General features: G+C 66.3%; 19 protein-coding genes. 13 read left to right on the top strand and 6 right to left on the bottom strand.

Annotation, left to right across the window (positions count from 1 at the left end; translation table 11 throughout):
* Positions 1-460 precede the first annotated feature (460 nt).
* From ABDV78_RS17810 to ABDV78_RS17800, 3 genes are all read left to right on the top strand, one after another.
* Entirely contained in the window at positions 461-2,941 is a 2,481-nt protein-coding gene (locus ABDV78_RS17810; protein ID WP_343528820.1) for an alkaline phosphatase PhoX, read from the top strand.
* A gap of 94 nt (positions 2,942-3,035) precedes the next feature.
* The gene (locus ABDV78_RS17805) at positions 3,036-4,124 is read left to right on the top strand and encodes a beta-propeller fold lactonase family protein (protein ID WP_343528819.1); all 1,089 of its coding nucleotides are present in this window, start codon (positions 3,036-3,038) and stop codon (positions 4,122-4,124) included.
* Between the two features lie 89 nt (positions 4,125-4,213).
* Complete coding sequence (locus ABDV78_RS17800; RefSeq protein ID WP_343528818.1) at positions 4,214-4,903, top strand: HPP family protein; 690 nt, start codon at positions 4,214-4,216, stop codon at positions 4,901-4,903.
* A 106-nt stretch (positions 4,904-5,009) separates the two neighbouring features.
* Here the strand turns inward: ABDV78_RS17800 and ABDV78_RS17795 are convergent, their stop codons facing one another.
* On the bottom strand, positions 5,010-7,340 hold the full coding sequence (locus tag ABDV78_RS17795; RefSeq protein WP_343528817.1) for a TonB-dependent receptor: 2,331 nt from the start codon (positions 7,338-7,340) through the stop codon (positions 5,010-5,012).
* Between the two features lie 545 nt (positions 7,341-7,885).
* Here ABDV78_RS17795 and ABDV78_RS17790 point away from each other — a divergent pair.
* A complete protein-coding gene (locus ABDV78_RS17790; RefSeq protein WP_343528816.1) occupies positions 7,886-8,530 on the top strand; it encodes a DUF47 family protein in 645 nt (214 codons plus the stop codon).
* Positions 8,531-8,540: 10 nt separating this feature from the next.
* A complete protein-coding gene (locus ABDV78_RS17785) occupies positions 8,541-9,554 on the top strand; it encodes an inorganic phosphate transporter (RefSeq protein WP_343528815.1) in 1,014 nt (337 codons plus the stop codon).
* A gap of 285 nt (positions 9,555-9,839) precedes the next feature.
* Here the strand turns inward: ABDV78_RS17785 and ABDV78_RS17780 are convergent, their stop codons facing one another.
* The 3 genes from ABDV78_RS17780 to ABDV78_RS17770 are packed head-to-tail and all read right to left on the bottom strand — an operon-like array spanning position 9,840 to position 15,714.
* The gene (locus ABDV78_RS17780; RefSeq protein ID WP_343528814.1) at positions 9,840-11,261 is read right to left on the bottom strand and encodes an efflux transporter outer membrane subunit; all 1,422 of its coding nucleotides are present in this window, start codon (positions 11,259-11,261) and stop codon (positions 9,840-9,842) included.
* On the bottom strand, positions 11,258-14,452 hold the full coding sequence (locus ABDV78_RS17775) for a CusA/CzcA family heavy metal efflux RND transporter (protein WP_343528813.1): 3,195 nt from the start codon (positions 14,450-14,452) through the stop codon (positions 11,258-11,260). Before ABDV78_RS17775 ends, ABDV78_RS17780 begins: the two co-directional genes overlap by 4 nt.
* Positions 14,452-15,714: an efflux RND transporter periplasmic adaptor subunit gene (locus ABDV78_RS17770; protein WP_343528812.1), complete on the bottom strand. Its 1,263-nt coding sequence runs from the start codon at positions 15,712-15,714 to the stop codon at positions 14,452-14,454. The genes ABDV78_RS17775 and ABDV78_RS17770 overlap by 1 nt, the downstream gene beginning before the upstream one ends.
* Positions 15,715-15,975: 261 nt before the next feature.
* Between ABDV78_RS17770 and ABDV78_RS17765 the strand changes: the two genes are divergently transcribed.
* Positions 15,976-16,131, top strand: coding sequence for a hypothetical protein (locus ABDV78_RS17765; protein WP_343528811.1), 156 nt, complete (start codon positions 15,976-15,978; stop codon positions 16,129-16,131).
* Between the two features lie 27 nt (positions 16,132-16,158).
* Here ABDV78_RS17765 and ABDV78_RS17760 read toward each other — a convergent pair whose 3' ends face one another.
* On the bottom strand, positions 16,159-16,320 hold the full coding sequence (locus ABDV78_RS17760; protein ID WP_343528810.1) for a hypothetical protein: 162 nt from the start codon (positions 16,318-16,320) through the stop codon (positions 16,159-16,161).
* Between the two features lie 161 nt (positions 16,321-16,481).
* Here ABDV78_RS17760 and ABDV78_RS17755 point away from each other — a divergent pair, with 161 nt between their 5' ends.
* The 7 genes from ABDV78_RS17755 to alr all read left to right on the top strand — a co-directional run bounded on the left by ABDV78_RS17755 (position 16,482) and on the right by alr (position 23,874).
* The gene (locus ABDV78_RS17755; RefSeq protein WP_343528809.1) at positions 16,482-17,111 is read left to right on the top strand and encodes a YoaK family protein; all 630 of its coding nucleotides are present in this window, start codon (positions 16,482-16,484) and stop codon (positions 17,109-17,111) included.
* 112 nt (positions 17,112-17,223) lie between these two features.
* On the top strand, positions 17,224-18,729 hold the full coding sequence (locus tag ABDV78_RS17750) for a CoA-acylating methylmalonate-semialdehyde dehydrogenase (RefSeq protein WP_343528808.1): 1,506 nt from the start codon (positions 17,224-17,226) through the stop codon (positions 18,727-18,729).
* 11 nt (positions 18,730-18,740) lie between these two features.
* On the top strand, positions 18,741-19,883 hold the full coding sequence (locus ABDV78_RS17745; protein WP_343528807.1) for an acyl-CoA dehydrogenase family protein: 1,143 nt from the start codon (positions 18,741-18,743) through the stop codon (positions 19,881-19,883).
* 116 nt (positions 19,884-19,999) lie between these two features.
* Positions 20,000-21,049 carry an enoyl-CoA hydratase/isomerase family protein gene (locus ABDV78_RS17740; protein WP_343528806.1) on the top strand — a complete coding sequence of 350 codons (1,050 nt, stop codon included), beginning with the start codon at positions 20,000-20,002 and terminating at the stop codon, positions 21,047-21,049.
* Between the two features lie 11 nt (positions 21,050-21,060).
* Positions 21,061-21,837: an enoyl-CoA hydratase gene (locus ABDV78_RS17735; RefSeq protein ID WP_343528805.1), complete on the top strand. Its 777-nt coding sequence runs from the start codon at positions 21,061-21,063 to the stop codon at positions 21,835-21,837.
* A 36-nt stretch (positions 21,838-21,873) separates the two neighbouring features.
* The gene (gene mmsB, locus ABDV78_RS17730) at positions 21,874-22,749 is read left to right on the top strand and encodes a 3-hydroxyisobutyrate dehydrogenase (protein ID WP_343528804.1); all 876 of its coding nucleotides are present in this window, start codon (positions 21,874-21,876) and stop codon (positions 22,747-22,749) included.
* A gap of 96 nt (positions 22,750-22,845) precedes the next feature.
* Complete coding sequence (gene alr, locus ABDV78_RS17725; protein WP_343528821.1) at positions 22,846-23,874, top strand: alanine racemase; 1,029 nt, start codon at positions 22,846-22,848, stop codon at positions 23,872-23,874.
* A 71-nt stretch (positions 23,875-23,945) separates the two neighbouring features.
* Here alr and ABDV78_RS17720 read toward each other — a convergent pair whose 3' ends face one another.
* A complete protein-coding gene (locus ABDV78_RS17720) occupies positions 23,946-26,543 on the bottom strand; it encodes a TonB-dependent receptor (RefSeq protein ID WP_343528803.1) in 2,598 nt (865 codons plus the stop codon).
* Positions 26,544-26,594: the final 51 nt, after the last annotated feature.

The raw sequence follows: 26,594 nt of genomic DNA, 5'->3' as shown, positions 1-26,594 counted from the left end.
CTTTTGATCGCGATCCATGCCATTCTCCATGGTTGGAACGACCGCGAACGGTCATCCCGGTTGCTTGACCGGGGGGTGTGACCACCCCTCGGGGTGTCCAGCGATGGGGAATGGGCAACCGACGCGTGAGAAACGCGGGGCAGACCGGGCGGGACCAGCAAGCTGGAGCGACCGGCAAAATCCTTTTCCCCGTCTCGGCAGGAGATTAAGCCAAGGCAAATTCCCCGGCACCTGCTGTCTTGGACGGAATCCAGGCAGGCAAGCCCGCCCGGATGCGGGGCTGCGCTTAGGCCGATCGCGGCGGGGAGTCAAGCATCGCAGGCAAATGACGCGAATGCCATGCATCCATCATGGTGGTGTCATCAACATGACCCGGAAATGAAGCCGGGATGACTTGGTTCGGCGGCAAATGGCACGGATGAGACCGCGCCTGTCCTCGCGCGGTGCCGGGGGAAAATCCATGTCGGATATCAATAGCCTGGTCGCCTATGACGATGGCGACATCGATACCAACCGTTCCGCCAACACCCATATGAGCGACCTGATCGCCACCCGCCTGTCGCGCCGCCAGACGCTGCGTCACGGGGTATCGGCGATGACCACCGCGCTGTTCGGTGGTGCATTGCTGGCGGGGTGCGACGACGAGAACCCGCAGGCCGTGACCGCGACTGCCGCGGGCAGCACCGCCAGCGTCGCGGCGGGCCGCCCCGTCACGCTGACCGGCACCGTCGCCAGCGGGAAGGTGGCCAATGTCAATTGGAGCCAAACGGCGGGCCCGTCAGTCACGCTGACCAACGCCAACCAGCTCGTCGCCTCGTTCCGCGCGCCTGCGGTCGCGACCGCGACACAGCTCGGCTTCAACCTGGAAATCACCAGCCGCGATGGTCTGGTCACCAACAACAGCGTCACGTTGACCGTCACCCCGATCACGCTCGACTTCACCGCCGTACCGCACAGCCTGGCGGACGTGGTGACGGTGCCTTCGGGCTATAGCGTCACCGTGCTGTACCGTCTGGGCGATCCGATCGGCGGCAGTGTCGGTGCCTTCGCCAACAACGGCACGGACACCAATTTCGCCCAGCGCGCGGGCGACCATCATGACGGCATGAGCTATTTCGGCCTTGCCGCCTCAGGCGCGAACCCCGATCCGACGAACAGCACGCGCGGGCTCCTCGTTCTCAACCACGAGAATATCACCCAGCTCTATCTGCACGCCAACGGTCCGACGCCAGCCCCGCGCCCCGAATCGGAAGCGATCAAGGAGATCGAGTGCCACGGCGTCTCGGTGGTCGAGGTCACCCGCTCGAATGGTAGCTGGAGCTATGTCCCGAACTCGGCGCTCAATCGCCGCATCACGCCCAATACGCCGATGGCGTTCAGTGGCCCGGTGAAGGGCACGCCCTGGCTGAAGACCGCTTATTCGACCGACGGCACCGGCGGGCGCGGTACGATCAACAATTGTGCCAACGGCACGATGGCGTGGAACACCTATCTGACCAACGAGGAGAATTGGGCGGGCTATTTCCGCCGCACCTCGGGCGACGCGGCGGTGCGCGCCGCGACAACGCCGAAGCAGAATGTCTCGCTCGCCCGATACGGCATCACCGAGGGGCGGTCGGGCAATTATGGTTGGACGACGGTGACGCCGTCGGATGCGTCGAGCACGGTCTTCCGCCGCTGGAACGCGACCGCGAACGCGGCGCTCGCCGCCGACGGCACGGCCGACTTCCGCCACGAACCGTTCCAGTTCGGCTGGGTGGTCGAGATCGATCCGTTCAACCCCGGTTCGACCCCGCGCAAGCGCACCGCGCTGGGCCGGATGAATCATGAAGGCTGCCAGAGCGGCCGGATGATCGCCGGGGTCCGTCCCGCCTTCTATATGGGCGATGATGCGCAGAACGAATATATCTACAAGTTCGTGTCGGCGACGCCGTGGAGCGCCTCGGATGCGAGCGCGACCGACCGGCTGGCGGTGGGCGACAAATATCTCGACAACGGCACGCTCTATGTCGCGAAGTTCAACGCCGACGGCACGGGGCAGTGGATGCCTCTGGTGTTCGGGCAGAATGGGCTGACCGCCTCGAACGGCACCTATTCCTTCGCCGATCAGGCCGATGTCCTGATCAACACCCGTCTGGCCGCCGACGTGCTGGGCGCGACCAAGATGGACCGGCCGGAATGGACGGCGGTCAACCCGGTGACTGGCGAGATGTATTGCACGCTGACCAACAACGCCTCGCGCAAGCCGATGGCTTCGGGCAATCAGAGCGGCGTCGATGCGGCCAATCCGCGCGCCTATGTCGATCCGCCCTCGACCTCGGTCGGCAACCGCAACGGCCATATCATCCGCATCCGTGAGGCGAACGACACGACCGAGGCGACCAGCTTCACCTGGGACGTCTATGCCTTTGGTGCGGGCGCGGACCTCGATCCGACCAACATCAACCTGTCGGGGCTGGATGCGACCAACGACTTCTCCTCGCCCGACGGCCTGTGGTTCAGCCTGCCGAGCAATGTCGCCGGGCAGGCGACGCCGGTGATGTGGATCCAGACCGATGACGGCGCCTTTACCGACGTCACCAACTGCATGATGCTGGCCGCGATCCCCGGCCGGGTCGGCGACGGCGGCACCCGTTCGGTCTCCAGCAGCGCCGGCGGCGCGACCGCGACCGTCACCACCCGCATCGGCAAGGCGCCCGGCATGACGCTGAAGCGCTTCCTGGTCGGGCCGAAACAGTGCGAGATCACCGGCATCCATTCGACGCCGGACGGCACCTCGGTCTTCGTCAACATCCAGCATCCGGGCGAGGATGCCAGCAGCCCGGCGGCCCCGACCAGCAACTGGCCCGCCAGCCAGTCGGGCGGAGCCGCCGCCACCGTGCGTCCGCGCTCGGCGACGATCGTCATCACCAAGGATGATGGCGGCGTGGTCGCGATCTGATCGGTCCACCGCATCCTGCGTGTCCTGGGGGCGGGAAGTGATTGCCTTCCCGCCCCCTTTGGCGTTCAACGGCCGCCGGATGAGGAGAGGCGGCATGACGACGACACGGCGCGAAGTGGTGGCAGGCGCGATCGCGGTCACGGGGCTGGGCGCGGCGGGCGATCCGCTGCTGGCGCGCGGGGTCGGGGACCGGCTGATCGCAGGCACCTATGCCAATGAGGGCGGCAAGGGCCTGTATCCCATCATCGATGGCCGGGTCGGAGAGCCTGTGGCGGGCATCGTCAACGCCTCTTATGGCGTCGGGGGCGGGCCGAACGGCACCCGTTACCTGCTCCGCGAACAGGCGGAGGGACAGGTCGCCGGCTATGGTCCGGGCTGGACGGCGCGGGGCGGCGGTTCGACCGGTGGCGCGGATCCGTGTCACGTCGCGATCGATTCGGCGTCCGCCTGTCTTGCGGTGGCCAATTATTCCAGCGGGTCGGTCGCCTTCTACCGGCTCGACCGGGCGACCGGGGCGACGGGCGAGGCGCGGATCTTTCACCATCAGGGCAGCGGCCCCAAGGCCGATCGCCAGGCGGAACCCCATGCGCATTGGGTGGGCTTCAGCCCGGACCGCCGCTGGCTGCATGCGGTTGATCTGGGGGCGGACGCGATCTTCGCCTATCGCTTCGACCCCGCCGCGCGCGACCTGGCCGAGCCGGTCGTCGCATGGCGGGCCCCCGCCGGGGCAGGCCCGCGGCACATGGCGCGCCATCCAAGATTGCCGCGCGCCTATGTCGCCTGCGAGCTGGAGACGACGTTGTACGTTCTCGACGCCCTTCCCGACGGGCGGTTTCGGACGGCGGGTCAGCGGGCCTTGCTGCCGGAAGGGGCGGGGCGCTCCTATGCCGCGCATATCGCGATCGATCGGGCGGGGCGGACGCTCTATGTCTCCAATCGCGGGGCGAACAGCATCTCGATCTTCACGCTCGACGCCCGGGGCGAACCGCGCCTGCGTAAGGTCGTGCCCAGCGGCGGCAACTGGCCACGCTTCTTCCTGCTGCGCGAGGAGCGGGGCGAGATGCTGGTCGCCCATGAGCGTTCGGGCACGGTCGATGCCTTTCGGATCGGCAAGGACGGCGGCCTGACCGCGACCGGGCGGCGCATCGCGATTCCGGGCGTGGCCTTCCTGGCGGAGGCGTGACGCCGATCGTCCGGGCGAAGCAAAGCTCAGGCCCTCCCCAGCTTTTGACGTTGGCGACGGCGTTCGCACGGACATAAAAGCCTGCCGCTATGCGCATTTTTCAACCCTTGCTGGCCGGAGCCACGGTGTCGGGCCGTCTGATCGCGTGCGTCGGCGCGGTGATCGGGATTTCGTTGACCATCGTCGTCTGTGGCGGACTGCCGCCGGTCGGCCCCGACCTGCCGATCATCGTCGCGCCGCTGGGAGCGTCGGCGGTCCTTGTCTTTGCGGTTCCCGCCAGTCCGCTCGCCCAACCCTGGTCGGTCGTCGGCGGTAATGTCCTGTCGAGCCTGGTCGGCGTCGCCATGTTCCAGGCGATCCCGTCGCTGCCGCTGGCGGCGGGATGCGCGGTGGGCGGGGCGATCCTGGTCATGTCGCTCACGCGGTGCCTGCATCCGCCCGGGGGCGCGGCGGCGCTGACCGCCGTGATCGGCAGCCAGGGCATCCATGCGGCGGGCTTTGCCTTCGCCTTCGCGCCGGTCGCCATCAACTCGATCGCGCTGGTGGCATTGGGCATGTTCTTCCACCGGGCGACCGGGCGCAGCTATCCGCACGAACCGGCTGCGATTCCCCCGCAGGCAGAGGCGATGCGCATCGGGCCGGAGGATGTCGATGCCGCGCTGGCCGACATGCACGAAAGCTTTGATATCGCGCGTGAGGATCTGGACATGCTGCTGGTCCATGCGGAGCGGTATGCGCGCGAAAGGACGATGCCGCCGGCATCGTTGCGGCGCGGATAGGCCACGTCGCCTTCGACTGCGCCCGGTCGAACGGATGCGGGTAATGAAAAAAAGGCCCGCCCCTCACGCCGGAGGGACGGGCCTGTTCGTCATTCGGTCGCGTCGATCAGCGATACTTGCCGCTGAACGAGATGCCGATGATGCGCGGGTCGTTGAACACCGCGGCCATATAGTTCTCGATCACGCCCTTCAGATTCTTCTGGTTCGTGATGTTGCGGGCGAAGACCGACAGGCTCCAGTCGTCGTTCGGCGCGGAATAGCCGATGCTCAGGCCACCTTCGAAATTGCCGTTCGAGGTGAACTCCTTGGTCCGGTACAGGACGAAGTTCGTATAGCCCTGGAGATTCCAGTCGGTCGAAATGAAGGCCTTGCCCTGATTGGCGAGGGGGATGTCATACTTCGCCGCGACGTTGACATTATATTCCGGCGCGTTGGGCAACGGGTTGCCGTTGATCGGCACGAAATAGGTCTTGCGGGTGCCCATGCCGAGCGTGGTGCCCGGGCCGTTGAGCACGGTGCAGACCTGTACGCCGTTCAAGCTGCAGGTCTGGACGCGGACATTCGGATCGCGGATCTCGGAATGCAGCAGGCTCACCCCAGCCGAGAGCGCCAGGTTGCGTACCGGCAGCCACTGCGCATCGGCTTCCAGGCCGTAAGCGACCGCCTTGTCCGCGTTGAGCAGCACGCCGTTGCCGTCCGTGTCATTGCCGTTCAACTGGATGTTCTTCACGCGGTACGCGAAGGCGGCGGCGTTCAGGCGCAGCGTGTTGTCGAACAGCTTCGACTTGACGCCGGTTTCGAACGACAGGTTGGTCTCCGACGTGGCGGTCGAGAAGGGCGAGCCGAACACCGCCGAACGCGCCTGGATCGTCGGGCCACGGAAGCCCTGGGCCGCGCGGACATAGACGTTCACGTTCGGATCGACTTCGTACAGCGCCGACACGTCCCAGCTCGGCTGCGTGTCCGACAGGCGGACATTGCGCGGATTGGTGCCGAAGGTGCTGGTGCCGTTGGCCAGGGCCGGGTCCTTGATCAGCGTGGTGCGCTTCGTGTCCTCGCTGATGCGGCCGCCCGCAGTCAGGGTCAGGCGATCGGTCGCCCGATAGCTGACCTGCCCGAACACGCCCCAAGAGGTGTTGACGTCGTGCAGCCGGGCCCAGTTGTTCGGGTTGGTGCCGGTGAAATAGGCGCGCTGATAGAAGTCGGTGATGTCGCGGCTGTCGAAATAGATGCCGCCGACCTGCCACTTGAACGCGCCATTGCCGGTCGAGGCGAGGCGGACTTCCTGCGTCCACTGGTCGAGCCCGCGGACCTGGCCCATGCTCAGGCCATAGCCGTTCGGAACGCCGTTGAACGGATAGTTCGTCGCCGCGCCGCCATCGGTGTCGCCCTTGCTGAAGCCGGCCGTGGTTTCATAGGCGGTGATCGAGGTCAGCTCGGCCGCACCCAGATCCCAGGCGGCACGCAGCGAGGCCCCTTGCGTGTCATAGGACTGCGGATTGCCGCGCCCTTCGTCATAGGCCACCCGGTCGCGCGGTTCGGCGGAGGCGTCGTTCGACCCCTTGGTCAACGCGCCGCGGTGGAACAGCGTCGAGGTGCCGTCATACCAGCGGGCATGGCCCGACAGATTGAACGACAGCGTATCGGTCGGCGTGAGGAGCAGCTGGAGCCGGACGTCGCGCTCGGTGAAGCCGCCCATCGCATCCTTTTTCGGGGTCAGCGTGCCATCGGCGCTGGGGCCCGAATAGACATTGTCGACCCAGTTGTCGCGATGCTGGACCAGCGCCGACAGACGGAAGGACAGCAGGTCGCGGATCAGCGGGCCGCCGACGCCGGCGTCCATGCTGATCGTGTTGTAGCTGCCGATCGAGGCGGTGGCGCGGCTCTGGAAGCTCTGCGTCGGCTTGATCGTGTCGAACTTGATGATGCCCGCGGTCGTGTTGCGCCCGAACAGCGAGCCCTGCGGCCCGCGCAGCACCTCGACCTGATCGACGTCGAACACCGGGTTCGACTTCAGCACGACATGTTCCAGCACGACATCGTCCTGGATGATCGACACCGGCTGCGACGCGCCGAGATAGAAATCGATATTGCCCAGGCCGCGAATGTAGAAGCGCGGGAAGATGCGCCCCGTCGTCGTCTCCGCGTAAAGGCCGGGCACGCGGCCCGACAGGGCGAGAATGTCCTCGCCGCCCTGCTGGAAGGTGCGCAGGTTCGACCCGCTGACCACGCCGACCGACACCGGCACGCGGTTCAGATTTTCCGAGCGGCGCTCGGCGGTGACGGTGATCTCGCCCAATCCCTGCTGCTCGTCGCCCTGCGCCGCGCCGGTCGCAGCCGTGCCTTGATCGGCGGCCGACTGCGCCATCGCCGGCGCGGTCGCCAGCACACCCCACGCGGCGCCGAGCAGCGCCGCGGTCTTGATAACCGACTTCATATGGTCCCCATGCTCCCGCGGACGGTCGATGCCGTCCGGTTGATCTGCTATTCTCCCGGTGAGACGGGCGGTTAGCGGCGCATTATGGCGTTCGCGTGACCGGGGTGATGCGCAAAAACCACAACCGGTCGCCAAATGCGACCGGATGCCGGCCGATCGCCCCGTTCCATCCGATCCGTCCGGTCCGCCCCTGGCGAAAGAGTGGCAGGTTTGAAGGCAGGGCGTGATGCCGATGCGAGGATTGGGCCGGTGGGAAGATGGCGCGGCTGGCTCTGCACGCCATGGTTTGTGGGAATGCCGATTTTCCGACGCTTTCATCCTTGTCGTGATCGCATTGCCGACCATCGTTCGTTCTGCCGTGACGCGACTGTCACATTGTTGTAACCCGGTTTTGCTTGACGTGGGGTTCGGGTCTGGTCAGGGGGGCGGCGTTCGTGCAGTCTTCGGTTCATGGCCCTTTTCACGGTCCGGCGTATCGCCGTGGCCCCAATGGGCCATGGGTGGAAAACGCGCGTTATCGGATCACTATCGGGGTTTACCGACTGATGTTCGCCTGGTTCCAACGCCTCCTGCCGAAGACGGGGAATTTCTTCGAGCTGTTCGAGGCGCAAGCCGCCACCATTCTGGCGGGGGCAGAAGCCACCGTCCGGCTGTTCGACTCGCAGGGCAATACCGCCGACGAGATCTCCGCTGTCGCCGCGCGCGAGCATGACGCGGACGAGATCACGCGGCAGGTGCTGACTTCGGTCCGCTCGACTTTCCTGACGCCGTTCGACCGCGCCGCGATCACCTCGCTCATCGGCTCGCTGGACGACACGATCGACGAGATGAATGCGGCGGCCACCGCGATCGGCCTCTACCGCCTGACCAATTTCGCGCCCGAAATGCGCGAGATGGCGGCGGTCGCGGTCGAGGCGGCCCGCCTGACGGTCGAGGCGATGCCGCTGATGCGCGACGTCGCGCGCAACGGCGATCGCCTGCATGCGCTGACCGAAGAGCTGGTCCGGCTGGAAGGGCGCGCCGACGAGATCCATGCGGCGGGCCTGAAGCGCACGCTGGACGAATGCGGCGAGCGCGACACGCTGCGCTTCGTGATCGAGAAGGAAGTGTACAAGCATCTGGAGCGCATCCTCGACGCGTTCGAGGATGTCGCCGACGAGATCGACGGCATCGTCATCGATCACGCCTGAGGCGTAGGACATGCACGAGCTCGCCTTTCCGTTGCTGGTCGGCCTGATCCTGGTCGCGCTGGCATTCGATTATCTCAACGGGTTGCATGACGCGGCCAATTCGATCGCGACGGTGGTGGCGACCCGCCTGCTGCCGCCGGTCGCGGCGGTGGGCTTCGCCGCCTTCTTCAACTTCGCGGCCTATTTCCTGACCGTCGCCTTCCCCAGCCTGCACAAGGTTGCGGAGACGATCGGCAAGGGCCTGATCGACCAGAGCATCGTGACGCCCGCCGTCATCTTCGGCGCGCTGGGCGGGGCGATGGCGTGGAACGTCATCACTTGGCTGCGTGGCATCCCCTCGTCGAGCAGCCATGCGCTGGTCGGCGGGCTGGTCGGCGCGGGTGTGGCGCATGCGGGCATGGACGCGGTGAAATGGGCGGGTCTGAACAAGACGCTGCTCGCCATCGTCCTGTCGCCGATGCTGGGCATGATCCTGGCGATGCTGGTCATGCTGCTGAGCAGCTGGGCGCTTCGCCGGTCGAGCGCGGGCGGGGCGGAGCGGAGCTTTCGCGCGATGCACCTCGTCTCCTCGGCGGCCTATTCGCTCAGCCACGGGCTGAACGATGCGCAGAAGACGATGGGGATCATCACCGTCCTGCTCTATTCGACGGGGCATCTGTCGGGACCGTTCGAGGTGCCGCACTGGGTCGCCATCTCCTGCTACATCGCGATCGCGCTGGGCACGATGACCGGCGGCTGGCGGATCATCGAGACGATGGGCACCCGCATCACCAAGCTGTCGCAGCATCAGGGGTTCAGCGCCTCGACCGCAGGGTCGATCGTGATCTTCTGCGCCTCGGCGCTGGGGATTCCGGTGTCGACCACGCATACCATCACCGGATCGATCATCGGGGCGGGCGTCGCGCGGCGCGCGTCCGCGGTGCGATGGGGCGTGGCGGGTAATGTGGTGATCGCCTGGATCATCACCATTCCCGCCGCCGCGGTGATGGGGGCGGGCTTCTACCTGCTGACCCGGTTGTTCTGATGAAAGGGGAGGGCGAAAGTCCTCCCCTTTTTCGTTGCTCCTGACCGTCCCGCCCGAGAGACGTCAAAGGGCATAGTCCATCGAGGGCAGGCCGCTTTTTCCCCCCCCCTGCACCGGCGCAGCGCGCCTTCCGCCCTGGTTTTCGCCGGGGAGGAAAAAGATGTCGAGGGGAGGCGTCGATCCAGAGAACGCGATCTCTGCGTCCTCCCCGCCTCTGCGCCACCGAGAACCACTTCGTTCAGGTTGAAGGGGGGCGGACCAAATCCTCGATCCGCCCTGCGCCTCCTACGAACCCGTGACCGGCCCTCCGGCGGCCTGGAACAGCGCCACCGTATCGGTCATCCGCGCCGCCTTGGCCTGGATCAGTTGCGACCGCGCCTGCGCGTCGGTCGCCGTCGCGTTGAGCAGTTGCAACGTCCCCACATCGCCCAGCGCCAGTTGCCGCCGTGCGAAGGTCAGCGCCTGGCCTGCGGCGTTGCTCGCCCGCTGCGCAGCATCCAGCGCCTGTGCGTCGGTCGACAGCCCGGTCAACGAATCCGCGACATTGCCGAACGCCTGGAGCACCGCCGCGCGATACTGTGCCTTGGCCCCCTCCAGCGCGGCTTCCGCCGCCTTCTGCTGATGGCGCAACGCATTGGCGTGGAACAGCGGCTGGGTGATCCCGCCGAGCAGCGCCCAGAAGGGGTTGCCGCTCTTGAACATGTCGCCGAAATTCTGCGCGGAGCCACCCGCATTGGCGGAAAGCTGGATGCTGGGCAGGCGCGCGGCGATCGCGGCACCGACATCGGCGCCCGCCCCCTGCAACTGCGCCTGCGCCGCGAGCACATCGGGGCGACGCTGAACGAGTTCCGACGGCACGATGGCCGGCAATTCGGTCGGCAGCGTCAGTTGCGCCAGTTCGGGAAGCGGCGGCAGCGCCGAGCCCGCCGGGCGGCCGATCAGCGTCGCGATGATGGTACGCTGGGCCGCCTCGGCGCGGACCAACGGGGGCAACGCGCCCTCGGCCGTCGCGAGTGCCGCCTGTTGCGTCGACACGTCCGACGCGCCGACCGCGCCCAGCCGCTGGCGCTGTTGCAGCGCGGACAGGATGTCGCGGTTGACCTGCACCGCCGTCTGCGCGGCGGCGACCTGTTCGGCCAGGCTCGCCCGCTCGATCAGCGCGGTGACGAGGTTGGCCGCCACCGTCATCCGCGCGGCGTCGAGCTGATGCCGCTCGACCTCGGCGCGCGCGGCGGCGGAGCGGACCTGGGCCCGGTTGCCGCCGAACGCATCGACGTCATAGGACACGCTGACCTGCGCGGTGTGCAGCGTATAGAGTTGCTGATCCTGGTCGGCGACTGCCGGCGACAGCGCGTTGGACACGCGGGTCCGCTGCGCCTGATAGTTCAGCCCCCCCTGTGGGAAGAGCAGCGAGCCCCGCGTCGCCCGTGCCTGCTCCTGCGCCTGCCGTAGCGAGGCTTGCGCGACGGCGACGTCGTTATTGTGCGCCAGCGCCTCGGCGACCAGCGCGTCGAGCTGGGCATTGCCGAAGGCGTGCCACCATTCGGGCGCGACCTGGGCGGACACCGTCTGCGCCGGGCCGGTCGCCGGAGCGATCACCGGCGCCGGGGTCAGCGGCGGCAGGCTGGCATGGGCGTCCAGGTCATGCGGACCGACCGCGCAGGCGGAGACGCACGCCAGCAGCGGCAGGGTCAGGAAACGCTTCATGCCGGAACCCCGGATTCAGGAGTGGTGGTATCGTCCTGGTCGTCGACCATCGGATCATGCTTCTTCTTGCGCTGCGACAGTGGCAGGCGGGTCGAATAGCGGCTGATGAGGACCGGCAGAACCAGCAGGATCAGCACCGGGGCCAGCGTCATGCCGCCGACCACGACGAGCGCGAGGGGCTTCTGCACCTGGCTGCCGATGCCGTGCGACAGCGCGGCGGGCAACAGGCCGATGGCGGCGACCAGACAGGTCATGACGACGGGCCGCAGGCTGTTCTTGACGGTGGTGGCCAGCGCATTCTCGCGCGGCGCGCCTTCGTCGATGGCGTTGTTGAAGGTGGTGACGACCAGGATGCCGTCCATCACCGCGATGCCGAACAGGGCCACGAAGCCGATCGCCGCCGAGATGCTGAACGCCGTGCCGGTCAGGGCGAGGGCCAGCACGCCGCCCACGATCGCCATCGGGATCGCGGAGAAGGCGAGCAGGCTGTCCCGCATCGATCCGAAATTGGCGTAGAGCAGCAGCAGGATGAGCACCAGGCTGATCGGCACCACGATCTCCAGCCGGGCGATGGCGTTCTTCAGATTGTCGAGTTCGCCCGCCCATTCCAGGTGATAGCCCGGCGGCAGGTGGACATTCTGGTTGATCCGCGCCCGCGCCTCCTCGACCGCGCCGCCCAGGTCGCGCCCGCGCACCGAGAATTTGATCGGGACGTAGCGTTCCTGATGCTCGCGATAGATGAAGGATGCGCCGCTGGTCAGCTTGACGTTCGCCACCTCGGACAGCGGCACCTGGATGGTCCCGTTGCCGTCGGGCGCAGGCGCGCCGATCGTGATGTTGCGCACCGATTCGAGCGAGTCGCGCTGGGTCGGTTGCAACCGCACGATGATCGGGAAGTGGCGGTCGGTGCCGGGCTCATAGAGATCGGCGGGCGACTGGCCACCGATCGCGGCGGCGACGGTTGCATTGATGTCGTCGGGCGTCAGGCCATAGCGGGCGGCCTTGGCGCGATCGACGTCGATCCGCACGGTCGGCTGGCCAAGGATCTCGAACACGCCGAGATCCTCGATGCCCTTCACCTTGGCCATCTGCGCCTTGATCTGGTTGGCGAGCTTTTCCAGCGTGACGAGATCGGGGCCGAACAGCTTGATCGAATTGGCCCCCTTCACGCCCGAGGCGGCTTCCTCGACATTATCCTCGATGATCTGCGAGAAGGAGAAGTCGACACCGGGATATTTCTTCGCCAGCTTGGCCGACAGTTCGTCGATCAGCTTTTCCTTGGTCACGCCCGATGGCCAGGTGTCGAAGGGCTTCAAGGGCACGAAGAACTCGACGTTGAAGAAGCCGGTCGCATCGGTGCCGTCGTCCGGGCGGCCATGGGCGGACAGGACCGCCGTGGTTTCCGGGTAGGAGGCGATGATCTTGCGCACCTCGTTGGTCACCTTCTCGCCCGCCTCCAGGCTGATCGAGGAGGGGAGGGTGGCGCGGATGTACATATTGCCTTCTTCGAGGTGCGGCAGGAACTCGATGCCGAGCGAGCGCACGCCGACGATCGCCAGGACCATCATCAGCGCCGCGCCGCCGATCGTCACGATCTTGTTGCGCAGCGCAAAGGACGCGGCGGGTTCGTAGATGCGGCGAAGCTTGCCGACGATGAAGGTCTCGGTTTCGGCCAGCTTGTCCGGCAGCAGCAGCGTCGAGAGCACCGGCGCGACGGTGAAGGTCGCGAGCAGGCCGCCGCTGATCGCATAGGCATAGGTCTTGGCCATCGGGCCGAAGATGTGTCCCTCAACGCCGGTCAGGGTGAACAGCGGCAGGAAGCTGGCGATGATGATCGCGGCGGCGAAGAAGATGCCGCGGCTGACCTCGCTGCTCGCGCCCAGTACCGCGCCGAAGCGGCTGGCCATGGTGTAGCGCCCCTGACCGTTCTCCACGGCGGCGGAACGTTCGACCATGTGGCGGAAGATGTTCTCCACCATGATGACGCAGGCATCGACGACCAGGCCGAAGTCGAGCGCACCGACCGACAGCAGGTTCGCACTCTCGCCTTGGAGCACCAGGATCAGGATCGCGAAGGCCAGCGCGAAGGGGATGGTCGCCGCCACGATGATCGCCGAGCGCAGATTGCCGAGGAACAGCCATTGCAGCGCGAAGATCAGGAGGATGCCGACCACCATGTTTTCCATGACGGTGTGGATGGTCAGGTTGATCAGGTCGGAGCGGTCGTAGATCCGCTCCAGATGCACGCCCGGGGGCAGCACGCCCGAGTTGTTGATGTTGGCGACCTCGGCCTGGACGGCCTTGATGGTCGGCATCGACTGGGCACCGCGCTGCATCAGGACGATGCCCTGTACGATGTCGTCGTCATTGTTGTAACCGGCGATGCCCATGCGCGGCGCGTTGCCGACCTTCACGGTCGCCACGTCCTTGATGAGCACGGGGGCACCGCCCGCCTGGCCGACCAGGACGTTCTGGATCGCGTCGGGCGACTGGATCAGGCCGATGCCGCGCACGATCGCGGCCTGTTCGCCGAAGTTGATCGTCTGGCCGCCGACATTGCCGTCGCTCTTGGACAGCGCCGCCAGCACCTGCGCCACGGTGACGCCATGGGCGTTCAGCCGGTTCTGGTCGATCACCACGTCATAGGCGCGCAGCTTGCCGCCCCAGCCGGTGACGTCGATGACGCCCGGAATCCGCTTGAACCGGCGCTGGAGCACCCAGTCCTGCAGCGTCTTCAGGTCCATCACCGAATAGCCCTTGGGCGCGGCGATGCGATAGCGATAGATTTCACCCACCGGCGAGGTCGGCGACAGCGTCGGCTGCGCGCCACCCGCGAGCGGCGGAAGCTGCGACAGGCGGTTGATGACCTGCTGGCGCGCCTGTTCGTTGGTGTAGTCGTAGGTGAACTGGATCTTGATGTCCGACAGGCCGAACAGGCTGATCGCGCGGATCGCGGTCAGATGCGGAATGCCCGCCATCTGGACCTCGATCGGGATGGTGACGTTGCGCTCCATCTCCTCGGCCGACAGGCCTTGGGTCTGGGTGATGACCTCGACCATCGGCGGGACGGGGTCGGGATAGGCCTCGATATTCAGGTTGATGAAGCCGATGACGCCAGCGACGATCATCGCGAAGAACAGGCCGACGATCAGCAGTCGCTGACGCAGCGCAAAGTCGACGATGCGGTTCATTATTCGCCGATCCCCGCTTCGTTGACGAACAGCGCGCCCGAGGTGACGATCTTCTCGCCCGGCTTCAGGCCGGAGGTGATGGTGACGAGGCCGTTCGCGGAGTCGCCGGTCTGCACGTCGCGCGCGACCAGCAGGCCGTCGGGACGCATGATCCAGACGCGCGCGGTGTCGCCCTCATGGATCACGGCGGCGGCGGGAACGCGGATCGCCTGACCCGCGCCCAGATGGTGAATCGCAAAGCTGGCGAACATCTGCGGTTTCAGCGCCTTGTCCGGGTTGGGGATCGAGGCGCGCACCGGCAGGCGATGGGTCTGCGGGTCGAGCGCAGCGCCGACCAGATCGATCGTCGCGTGGAAGACGCGGCCGGGGATGGCGGGCGTCGTCACCTCGACGGGATCGCCGACGCGAACATTCTCCGCATCGCTCTCGGCCACCTGCGCGACCAGCCAGACGCGCGAGGGGTCGGTGATGGTCATCACCGGCTTGTCGCCCCCCTGCGAAACATATTGGCCGGGCGCGACATCGCGCGACGCGACGACGCCGCTGATCGGCGCGTGGAGCGTGGTGATGTCGTGGATGCCGGAGACTTCGCCGACATTCTCCAGCCGGTTGATCTCACCCTGCGACTTGCCGAGGATCGCCAGCTTGTCGCGCGCCGCGCCCAGCGAGGCGGCGGCGGTGCGCGCGGTCGCCTGTGCGGCGGCGAGGTCGGCCTTGGCCTGCTGATAATCCTTCAGCGCGCCGCCCGCGGTCTCATAGATCTGCTGCTGGCGGTCGGCATTGCGCTGCGCCGCGACAAGCTGTGCCTGCGCATTCTGATAGGCGGCGCGGGCCGAGAACAGGCCGCTGCGCGCATCGACGAAATCGCTGGTCTTGATCATCAGCAGCGGCTGGCCCTGGCGCACCACCTGGCCCGCATCGGCCAGCACGCGCACGACCTGCCCTGCATAGGGCATCAGCACGGGGGTCGAGCGGGTGGCATCGACGGTGATCGCGCCGGTCGCCATGGTCTGGTCGCCCGACGCGCCCAGACCCACGCGCATCGTCGGCATCGCGTCGAGCTGATCCTTGGACAGGCGCAGCGTGCCGGGCGGGGGCGGGGGCGGGGGCACCTCTTCCTTGTGGGTCAGCTTGCCGATCACCGCGATCAGGATCAGCGCGCCGACCAGAATGGCGGCGGCGATGCCCACCCAGCGCCATTGCTGCGCGGACGAGAGACGGCGGGTTTCGGGTAGCGTTTCGTCGGCAGGATTGGCGTGCATCGGCTTCTTTCGGCGCGAAGGACTGGATATTGCTGCAGAGCGATAAGGAACTGGCCCTGACATTTGCCTTACGGAAACCTTACGAGACGTTCATCTGCATCAGCTTCTTGGAGGTCGCGCGCCCATGTCGCGATCGAGCTTTTCCGGGATTTCAACGCCTTGCCGGATGGTTGGGGCGAATGACCGGACTGTCACCTGATGGGAACGAAACACTCGGTTCGTCGTTTGATTCACTCGGTTCATCAAGATTAGGGGCGTTCCATGGCCAGTCATATGCCGCCACCACGCATCTCGGACCTTCCCCGCGAACAGCGTCTCGACGCGCTATATCGCCGTGCCGCCGATGACCGGGCACGCTATCTGGCGATGCGGTCGCGTCGCCCCGGATTGTTCGACCGGTTGCTCAATATGTTCTGAAGCGGGGCGGGACCGCGAGGAGGCGTTTCAGTCCCTCGCGGCCGTTTCCCGACGACGGCGCAGGCGAGGCGTGCGGCGGCTCCACCATCGGGCCGTTCGCATGTCGCTATTGCCCAGCGCGATCAGCAGGATGATCAAGGACGACAGCGCGGAAACCGCCAGCCAGACTTCGATCAGCGCGCCCGCCATCCTCGATCCCCCGATATGCGTGGGCGGAACGGGCGGATCGGATTTCCGATCCGGTGATCGGGAAAAAAGGAAGCATGTCGCCGTCAGGATCGAGCCCGCGTAATGGGCGGGCGAGGTGACACCCATGACTATGGCGTGACGATGGGTTAAGAGGGCTGTCGATGATCCGATCCGATCGACGCACCTGGCCCTTGGCGATCAGCCTGGCGATGCTTGCCGGATATGTGGATGCGATCGGATTTCAGCATCTGGGCGGCTATTTCGTCTCCTTCATGAGCGGCAACGGCACGATGCTGGCCGTCCATCTGGTGCGTCCGGGCACGATGGGCGGAGGGGCGGCGATGCTGGCCGCCTTGTTAGGGCTGTTCGTCGCCGGTGTGATGGCGGGGACGCTGATCCGTTTGGCGGTGCCCCATGGCGGACAGGCGGCGGTCCTGATCCTGGTCGCGGTCCTTCTGGCGCTGGCGGGGCTCGCGTCATGGCTCGCCTGGGGCATGGCGGTGGCGATGGGGGCGGCCAATGCCACGTTCGAGCGCGACGGAGAGGTGAGCATCGGCGTCACCTATATGACCGGGACATTGGTCAAGATCGGCCAGCATCTGGCCCAGGCTGTCGCCGGCGGCGCGCGGTGGCGCTGGCTTCCCTATCTCTTGCTGTGGAGCGGCTTCATGGCCGGTGCGGCGCTGGGCGCCTGGGCCTATCCGGCCTGGGGCATGGCGGCGCTGGGCGTGGCGACCGGCGGGGCGATGCTGGCCGCCGCCGCCGCCTGGCGTTCGCGCCCGGTGTTTTGATGCCTTCCGGCGGCGGCGGCGGTGCCTTGTGCGGACCCGGCTTGGATTTGCCGAGCAAGTAATATAATTACAAGCAAAGAGTCGGGCACCAGACCCGGAACAGGAGAGCAAGATGCGTGTGATCGACCATCTCGTCGCCGGTGCACAGACCGAGACCCCCACCGCCACCACCCGTCAGGCCGACGTGTTCGACCCCAATAGCGGACAGGTGCAGGCGCGCGTGATGCTGGGCGATGCCGCCGTGCTGGAACGGGCCGTCGTCGCAGCCCGGGCCGCCCAACCCGGCTGGGCCGCGACCAATCCGCAGCGCCGCGCGCGCGTGCTGTTCCGGTTCAAGGAACTGGTCGAGCAGAATATGGACGCGCTCGCGCATCTGCTCTCCTCGGAACATGGCAAGGTGATCGCTGACGCCAAGGGCGATATCCAGCGCGGGCTGGAGGTGATCGAGTTCGCCTGCGGCATTCCCCACGCGCTGAAGGGCGAATATACGCACGGCGCGGGGCCGGGCATCGACGTCTACTCGATGCGGACGCCGATCGGCATCGGCGCGGGGATCACCCCGTTCAACTTCCCCGCGATGATCCCGATGTGGATGTTCGGCGTCGCCATCGCCTGCGGCAATGCCTTCATCCTCAAGCCCTCGGAGCGCGATCCCTCGGTCCCGATGCGCCTCGCCGAACTGATGCGCGAAGCCGGTTTGCCGGAGGGTGTTCTCCAGGTCGTGCACGGCGACAAGGCGATGGTCGATGCGATCCTCGACCATCCGGCGATCGGCGCGGTCAGCTTCGTCGGTTCGTCCGATATCGCGCACTATGTCTATCGGCGCGGGGTCGAGGCGGGCAAGCGCGTCCAGGCGATGGGCGGGGCCAAGAACCATGGCATCGTCATGCCCGACGCCGATCTGGACCAGGTGGTCGCCGACCTGTCCGGCGCGGCCTTCGGTTCGGCGGGGGAGCGGTGCATGGCGCTGCCGGTCGTGGTTCCGGTGGGCGACAAGACCGCGGATGCGCTGCGCGAAAAGCTGATCCCCGCGATCGATGCCTTGCGGGTCGGCGTCTCCACCGATGCCCAGGCGCATTACGGCCCCGTCGTCAATGCTGCGCACAAGAGGCGGGTCGAGGACTGGATCCAGACCGGCGTCGACGAGGGCGCGGAGCTGGTCGTCGACGGGCGAGGCTTCCAGCTTCAGGGCTATGAGGAAGGCTTCTTCATCGGCCCGACGCTGTTCGACCGGGTGACGCCCCGCATGCAGAGCTACCGCGAGGAAATCTTCGGGCCCGTGCTCCAGATCGTCCGCGCCCCTGATTTCGAGACGGCGCTCCGCCTGCCCAGCGAGCATCAATATGGCAACGGCGTCGCGATCTTCACCCGCAACGGCCATGCCGCGCGCGAGTTCGCCGCGCGGGTCGAGGTCGGCATGGTCGGCATCAACGTGCCGATCCCGGTGCCGGTCGCCTATCATAGTTTCGGCGGCTGGAAACGCTCGGCATTCGGCGACGCGAACCAGCACGGCATGGAAGGTGTCCGCTTCTGGACCCGGGTGAAGACGGTGACCCAGCGCTGGCCCGACGGCGCGCCCGATGGCGGGAACGCCTTTGTCATCCCGACCATGGGCTGATCGAGAGAGCCATGACCCAATTCGACCTGACCGACGAGCAGCGCGAGATCCAGGAGATGGCGCGCCGCTTCACCGCCGACCGCATCACGCCGTTCGCGGCCGAGTGGGACGAGAAGCATATCTTCCCGCGCGACACGATCAAGCAGGCCGCCGAACTCGGTTTCGCCGCCATCTATGTCTCAGAGGAATCGGGCGGCATCGCGCTGGGGCGGCTGGAGGCGGCGGTTATCATGGAGGCGATGGCCTATGGTTGCCCGTCGACCTCCGCCTTCATCTCGATCCACAACATGGCGTCGTGGATGATCGATCGCTTCGGCGATGCGGATGTGAAGGGCCGTTATCTGCCCGATCTCGTCACCATGGAGCGGATGGCGAGCTATTGCCTGACCGAGCCGGGGTCAGGTTCCGACGCCGCCGCGCTGAAGACGCGGGCGGTCCGTGATGGCGATCATTATGTCGTCTCGGGTTCCAAGCAGTTCATCTCGGGCGGCGGCGAGAATGAGGTTTACGTCACCATGGTCCGCACCGGAGAGGAGGGGCCCAAGGGCATTTCCTGCCTGGTGATCGACAAGGACATGCCCGGCGTCTCCTTCGGTGCCAATGAACGCAAGCTGGGCTGGCATTCGCAGCCGACGCGGCAGGTGATGTTCGACAATGTCCGTGTGCCCGTCGCCAACCGGCTGGGCGCGGAGGGCGAGGGGTTCCGCATCGCGATGATGGGGCTGGACGGCGGGCGGCTGAACATCGGCGCCTGCTCGCTGGGCGGGGCGCAGCGCTGCTTGGACGAGGCGGTCGCTTACGTGAAGGATCGCCGACAGTTCGGCAAGGCGATCGCGGAGTTCCAGAACACCCAGTTCACCCTGGCCGACATGGCGACCGAGCTGGAGGCGGCGCGTGCGCTGCTGTACCTCGCGGCCGCCAAGGTGACTGACGGCGCGCCCGACAAGACGCGCTTCGCCGCCATGGCCAAGCGGCTGGCGACCGATACCGGATCATCGGTGGTCGACCGCGCCCTGCAACTCCATGGCGGTTACGGCTATTTGATGGATTACCCGATCGAGCGCTTCTGGCGCGACCTGCGCGTCCACTCGATCCTGGAAGGTACCAATCAGGTGATGCGGATGATCGTGGGGCGGGATCTGTTGAAGGACTGAGCCGTACCTCGGCGAAGGCCGGAGTCCAGTTGCTACGCAGCCGGTGGCGCGCCTCATACGCTACCGCCACTGGCCCCCGGCCTTCGCCGGTGTACGGGAAGGGGTTAAGGAAAGACATGAGCGAAGACCTGATCGTCACTCGCGAAGGCCCGGTCGGGCGGCTGCGGCTTAACCGGCCCCGGGCGATCCATGCGCTGACCCATGGCATGTGTGACGGCGTGCTGGCCGCGCTGGAGGAGTGGCGCGGTGACCTTGGCGTCGAGGCGGTCATCATCGACCATGCCGAGGGGCGAGGCTTTTGCGCGGGCGGCGACATCCGTTTGATTGCCGAAAGCGGTGCGGGTGACGGCGCGGCGGCGCGGGCGTTCTTCCATGCCGAATACCGGATGAACCACCGGCTGTTCACCTATGCCAAGCCGATCGTCGCCTTCATGGACGGCATCACCATGGGCGGCGGCGTCGGCATTTCCGCGCCCGCCCGCTTCCGTGTCGCCACCGAAAATACCCGCTTCGCCATGCCCGAGACGGGGATCGGGCTGTTCCCCGATGTCGGCGGCGGCTGGTATCTGTCGCGGTTGCCGGGGCGGATGGGCGTGTTCCTGGCGTTGACCGGGCACCGGCTCGACGGGGCTGAGACCCATGCACTGGGCCTCGCCACCCATTATCTGCCCGCCTCCGCACTGGAGGAGGCCAAGGCCGCGATCATCGCCGCGCCGCAGGAGATCGCCGCGACGCTCGACCGTCTCTCTACGCCCGCGCCGGACGCGAAGATCATGGCCCACGCCGCCGATATCGATCGCCTCTTCGCCGCCGACACGCTGGAAGACATCCTTGCCGCGCTGGAGGCGGATGGGGGCGAATGGGCGACCCAGCAACTGGACGTGTTGCGCACCAAGTCGCCGCAAGCCTGCAAGGTTTCGCTCCGTCTGTTGCATGAGGGCGCACGGACCACCGATTTCGCCGACGAGATGCGCCGGGAATATGGCCTTGCCGCCCATGTCGTGCAGCGCCCCGATTTCGTCGAGGGCGTGCGGGCGTTGATCGTCGACAAGGACAATGCCCCGCGCTGGAACCCGGCGACACCGGACGGCGTCACCGACACGATGATCGATCATATCTTCGCACCGCTGGCCGACGGGCAGGCCTGGACACCCGATGATCGCTGAAAAGGACGAGCATGACCGACTATAACACCCTGATCGTCGAGCGCCGCGAGGCGGTGACCCTGGTGACGCTCAACCGGCCGCAGGCGCTGAACGCGCTCAATGCCGAATTGCTGTCCGAACTGCTGGGCGTGATGCGCGCCTATGATGCCGACCCCGAACAGCGCTGCGCCGTCATCACCGGGTCGCCCAAGGCCTTCGCGGCGGGCGCGGACATCAAGGAAATGCAGGAGATGGATTTCGCCGCCATGTACGGCGCGAACCATTTCGCCGGCTGGGACGATTTCACCCGCACCCGAAAGCCGATCATCGCGGCGGTGGCGGGTTATGCGCTGGGCGGCGGGTGCGAACTGGCGATGATGTGCGACTTCATCCTCGCCGCTGACACCGCGAAGTTCGGCCAGCCCGAGATCAAGCTGGGCGTGACGCCGGGCATGGGCGGGTCGCAGCGGCTCGCCCATGCGGTCGGCAAGGCCAAGGCGATGGAGATGTGCCTGACCGGCCGGATGATGGACGCCGAGGAGGCCGAACGCGCCGGGCTGGTCGCTCGGATCATCCCCGCCGCCGATCTGGTCGAGGAAGCGCTGAAGACCGCCGCGACGATTGCGGGCATGGCCCCGATCGCGGTCCGCGCGAACAAGGAAATGGTCAACGCCGCCTTCGACATGGGGTTGGCGCAGGGCGTGCAGTTCGAGCGGCGGCTGTTCCACGGCCTGTTCGGTTCGGCGGATCAGAAGGAAGGCATGGCGGCCTTTGTCGAAAAGCGCGCGCCCAACTGGACCGGGAAATAAACCGGCCTCGTCCATAAGGATTTTAGGAGAGAGAAAATGGCGCGGATCGCCTTTATCGGCCTGGGCAATATGGGCGGCGGCATGGCCGCCAATCTGGCGAAGGCGGGGCATGACGTCCGCGCCTTCGACCTGTCGGCGGACGCGCTGGCGGCGGCGAAGGCGGCCGGGTGCCTGCCCGTCGACAGCGCGAATGCGGCAGTGGAGGGCGTCGAGGCGGTCGTGACGATGCTGCCCGCCGGAACCCATGTCGAGCGGGTCTATGCCGATGCGGTGTTTACCGCCGCGCCGCCCTCGGCGATCCTGGTCGACTGCTCGACCATCGACGTCGCGACCGCGCGCCGGGTGGCGGAGGCGGCGCGGGCCAAGGCCATGATGGCGGTCGATGCCCCCGTATCGGGCGGGATCGCGGCCGCCCGCGCGGGGACGCTGACCTTCATGGTCGGCGGCGACCGGCAAGCCTTTGAGCGGGCCGAGCCCTTTCTCTCCGCCATGGGGCAGGCGGTGATCCATGCGGGCGGCAACGGTGCGGGGCAGGCGGCCAAGATCTGCAACAACATGCTTCTCGGCGCGACGATGGTGGCCACCTGCGAGGCCTTTGTGCTGGCCGAGAAACTGGGGCTCGAACCGCAGACCTTCTATGACATCGCCTCGGTTTCGTCGGGACAGAGCTGGTCGATGACCAGATATTGTCCGGTGCCCGGCGTGGGGCCGGAAACGCCCGCCGATCACGACTATCAGGGTGGTTTTGCGGCGGCGCTGATGCTCAAGGACCTGAAGCTGGCGATGGCCGCGGCGCGCGATGCGGGGGCGACGACGCCGATGGGGGAGCGCGCCGCCGAACTCTACGCGGCATTTGTCGGCGAGGGCCAGCCGCCGGTGGATTTCTCCGCGATCATCCGCACGCTACGGTAACGCCGCGTCGGACTTCGCTTGCTCAAGGGGAGGGCGGGGCAAAAATCCTCCTCCGCCTTTTCCCACTCGACAATGCGGCCTAAAGCCCGCCGGGTGATGGAAATAGCCGCTCCCCTCCGCCTGCGTGTCGATCGCGATGCGCTCGTCTCCAACTGGCAGGCGCTCGACCGGATGAGCGGGGCGGCGGCATGCGGGGCGGCGGTGAAGGCCAATGGCTATGGCCTGGGCGCATCGCTGATCGCCGGAACGCTGGCGGGAGCGGGGTGCCGCGATTTCTTCGTCGCCAATTGGGCCGAGGCCCAGGCGCTGGCCCCGCTGGGGGTGACGGTGTCGGTGCTGCACGGCCTGCGCGCGGAGGACATGGCGGTCGCCGGGGCGGGGTTCGCCCGTCCGGTTCTCAACACGCCGGAGCAGATCGTTCGCTGGCGCGACGGTGGCGGGGGGGCGTGCGACGTGATGGTCGACACCGGCATCAACCGCCTGGGCGTGTCGGTCGAGTCGGTTCGCGATGGCCTGCTCGACGGGCTGGAGATCGAGACGCTGCTCAGTCACCTGGCCTGTGCCGATGAGGATGTCGCGATGAACGCGCGGCAGCGGGCCGCCTTTGCCAGCCTGGCCGGGCGGACGACCGCGCGGCGGATGAGCCTGGCCAATTCGGCAGGGATCGGGTTGGGTGCGGATTATCATTTCGATCTGACGCGGCCCGGCCTCGCGCTCTATGGCGGCGTGCCGCGCCCCGACATGGCGGGCCACCTGCGCCAGGTCGCCTTCCCCGAGGCCCAGATTCTCCAGCGCCGTACCGTGCGTGCCGGTGAGACAGTCGGCTATAACGCGACCTGGACGGCCGCGGCCGATACCGAGGTGGCGATCCTGAACCTGGGCTATGCCGATGGCTATCGGCGTGCCCTGTCGGGCCTGGGCGCTGCGATGGCGGATGGCATCCGGCTGGCGCTGCTGGGGCGGGTGTCCATGGACCTGATCGCGATCGATGTCAGCGCGCGCCCCGACCTGGGCGAAGGCGATTGGCTGGCGATGGACTATGACCTGGCGGAGGCGTCGGCAGTTTCGGGTGTGTCGCAATATGAGCTGCTGACCGGATTGGGCCAGCGGTTCGCGCGGAGTTGAACTTCCGAAACGCCCCATAAAAAAGGGGCCCTCCGTGAAGGAGAGCCCCAAGGCATGTGATCCGAAAAGGATCAGAAGTTGGCCTTGAACCCGGCATAGAAGAACCGGCCGATATTGTCGTACGGATCGCCCGACGCGACGCCCAGAAGATCATAGGGCGGCTTCTTGTCGGTGAGGTTGTCGACGCCGAAGTGGAAGCGGAATCGGTCGGTGGCATTGAAGCCGATCTGGACCGAGTGGTAGAAAGCTTCAGGATAATAGACGACCGGATAGGCATCCGGGTTACGCGCCGGACGGTCATCATAGCTGTTCTGCGTTTCCCACTCGCCGATCGTCGACTTGCCTTCGTAGCGCAGACGATACTGAATGTCGAAGGTTTCGAAGTTCAGGTTGCCGATGAACTGACCGCGCCATGCAGCATAGCCCAGCTCGCTCTTGTACCGATCGCGATAGGTCGGATCGCTGACATCGGTATAACGGTTGTTCTGCGCCACGTAGCTGGCGAAAACGCGCAGGGTCAACGTGCCTGTGTCGCTGATCTTGGTGCGATACGACGCATCGATGTCGATGCCCGAGGTTTCCAGCTTGGCGTAGTTGAAGCCCTGCGAGAAGAAGGACGGGCCGGTGGTCGGGAAGGACACCGTGGAACCACCGTGCAGGACATTTTGCTGACCCGCAAAGGTGCCGTTCGGGTTGCGGAATACTGCCGCGCAGAACGGATTGTTGACGCCGCTCGGATTGTCATAGCATTGATTGACGATCGTTTGGGCAGACAGCGAGAAGATCGCGTCCTTGATCGTGATGTTGTAATAATCGACCGTCAGCGAGAAGCCCCGCAGAGCCTGGGGCTGGATCACCGTCCCAACCGTGAAGCTGCGGCTCTTTTCAGCCTGAAGGTCGGGATTACCGCGGTTAAAGCCGTAAATGCCCGAGGCCGCGACGTTCGTGAACGGCTCGGTCGTGCCGTTGAAGGTCTGGGTCGTCGGAACGCCCGCCGCGGCGCAGTTGCGAACGCGGTTCGGGTTGTTGTTGATGTTCGCTTGGCTGCACGGATCGGACAGGCCGTTGGCGAATGTCTGCGAGCTGGAGGCATAGAGTTCGCTCAGCGACGGCGCGCGGACCGAGCGGGCATAGCCGCCACGGAACGAGATATCGCGGATCGGTGCCCAGATCGCGTTGATGTTGTAGGTCCAGGGCGTACCCGCGTTGCCGACATTGTAATGCGACACGCGCGCCGCACCGGTCAGGGTCAGTTCGTGGAAGAACGGACGATCGGCCAGCAGCGGTACGCTGAGTTCGCCGAACGCCTCCTTGATGTCATAGGCGGGCGGTGCGAAGGTCGGGATCGAATTCAGGAACGTCGCACCGCTGGCGGTCAGGTCGTCATACTTCGAATAGGCGGTTTCACGACGATATTCGCCGCCCAGCGAGAAAGTGACGTCGCCGCCCGGCAGGCGGAACAGCTTGCCGTTGATGAAGCCGACGGCGTCGAACTGTTCGGCCTTCTGCCGGCGCGTCGAGGTGATCGAGAAATAGTTCAGCGCCGCCTGGCTGACCTGACCGTTGCCGAACAGGTTGACGGGCACGCAGGCCGCGTCGTCATTGGCGGTCGAGGCATCGGCGTTGATCCCGCAGACGATCTGACCTGCGGCGTTGCGCACCGCGTTGATCGAGTTCAGATACTTCTGCGTGACGTAGTTGCCGTTCGTCTTGTAGAAGGTGTCGAGGCGACCATAATTGGCCGACACTTCATAGTGCCAACCCTCGCCAAAATCACCCTCGACGCCACCGACGATGCGGAAGGTTTCACGCTTGTGAACCTCACCGCGGCCGCCGAAGTCGACGTTGAAGCGCTGCGCGGTGAAGGTCGTCGCTCCGGGCGCCAGAGCCGATACCAGCGTCGCGCGCGCCTGATCGGTCAGATACGGATTGTTGATGCTGAACGTGTTGTTCGCAAAGGTCGGCTGGCCTTCCTGCAAGGCGTTGATGCGAACATATTTGGCTTCGACGAACGGCTTGAAGGCGTCCGACACGTCGAAATGCGCCAGGATATTGCCCGAGAAGCGTTCCAGCTTGGGCTGCAGCATGCCAGTCAGGCGCAGGGTCGAACCCTGGCCGCCCACGCAGTTGCCCGAGCCATAGGGGCGCAGGTCAGTGATGCAGTTGTTCGCCGTCAGCGTGCCGTTGGGATTGAAGACGAAGGTGCGGCCATATTGGCTGAGCGTGTTCGAGCTGCCGATATTGGCGATGCCGGAGCAGGCCACGGCCCGCCGTGCCGCGAAGGCGGCGGCGATGTTGCCACGACTCTCGGCGAAGTTCTTGCCGACGGTCAGCGCACCGAAATAGGAGCCGCGCGTGCTATGGTTGAAAACGCCGCTCTGTTTGGTGGCGCGGATGCGTTCGAAATCTCGCTTCAGGACGAAGTTGACGACGCTCGCCATGGCGTCCGAACCGTACACTGCCGAACTGCCGCCGGCCACGACATCGACGCGTTCAAGGAGTTCGGTCGGGATGGTGTTGGTGTCTACGACGAAGCTGCCCGGCTGCGCGATCACAGGCCGGTGGCCGTGGACGGCGACGAGCGTACGGCTAGGATGTTTGATCCCAGGCTTTGATGGTGCATTATTCACGAGCGAGTGGAAGGATGCACTATGGGCCAGATACTCCATGGGAGCGCCACGACGACTGAGGCAGTCCGTCGAGCGATACAGCATAGTCAA

Origin of the sequence: Sphingomonas sp., assembly GCF_039594485.1 — a bacterium.
Classification (GTDB): domain Bacteria; phylum Pseudomonadota; class Alphaproteobacteria; order Sphingomonadales; family Sphingomonadaceae; genus Sphingomonas.
Note: the sequence above shows the minus strand (reverse complement) of the source record. Positions and strands in the feature narration are given on the sequence as shown.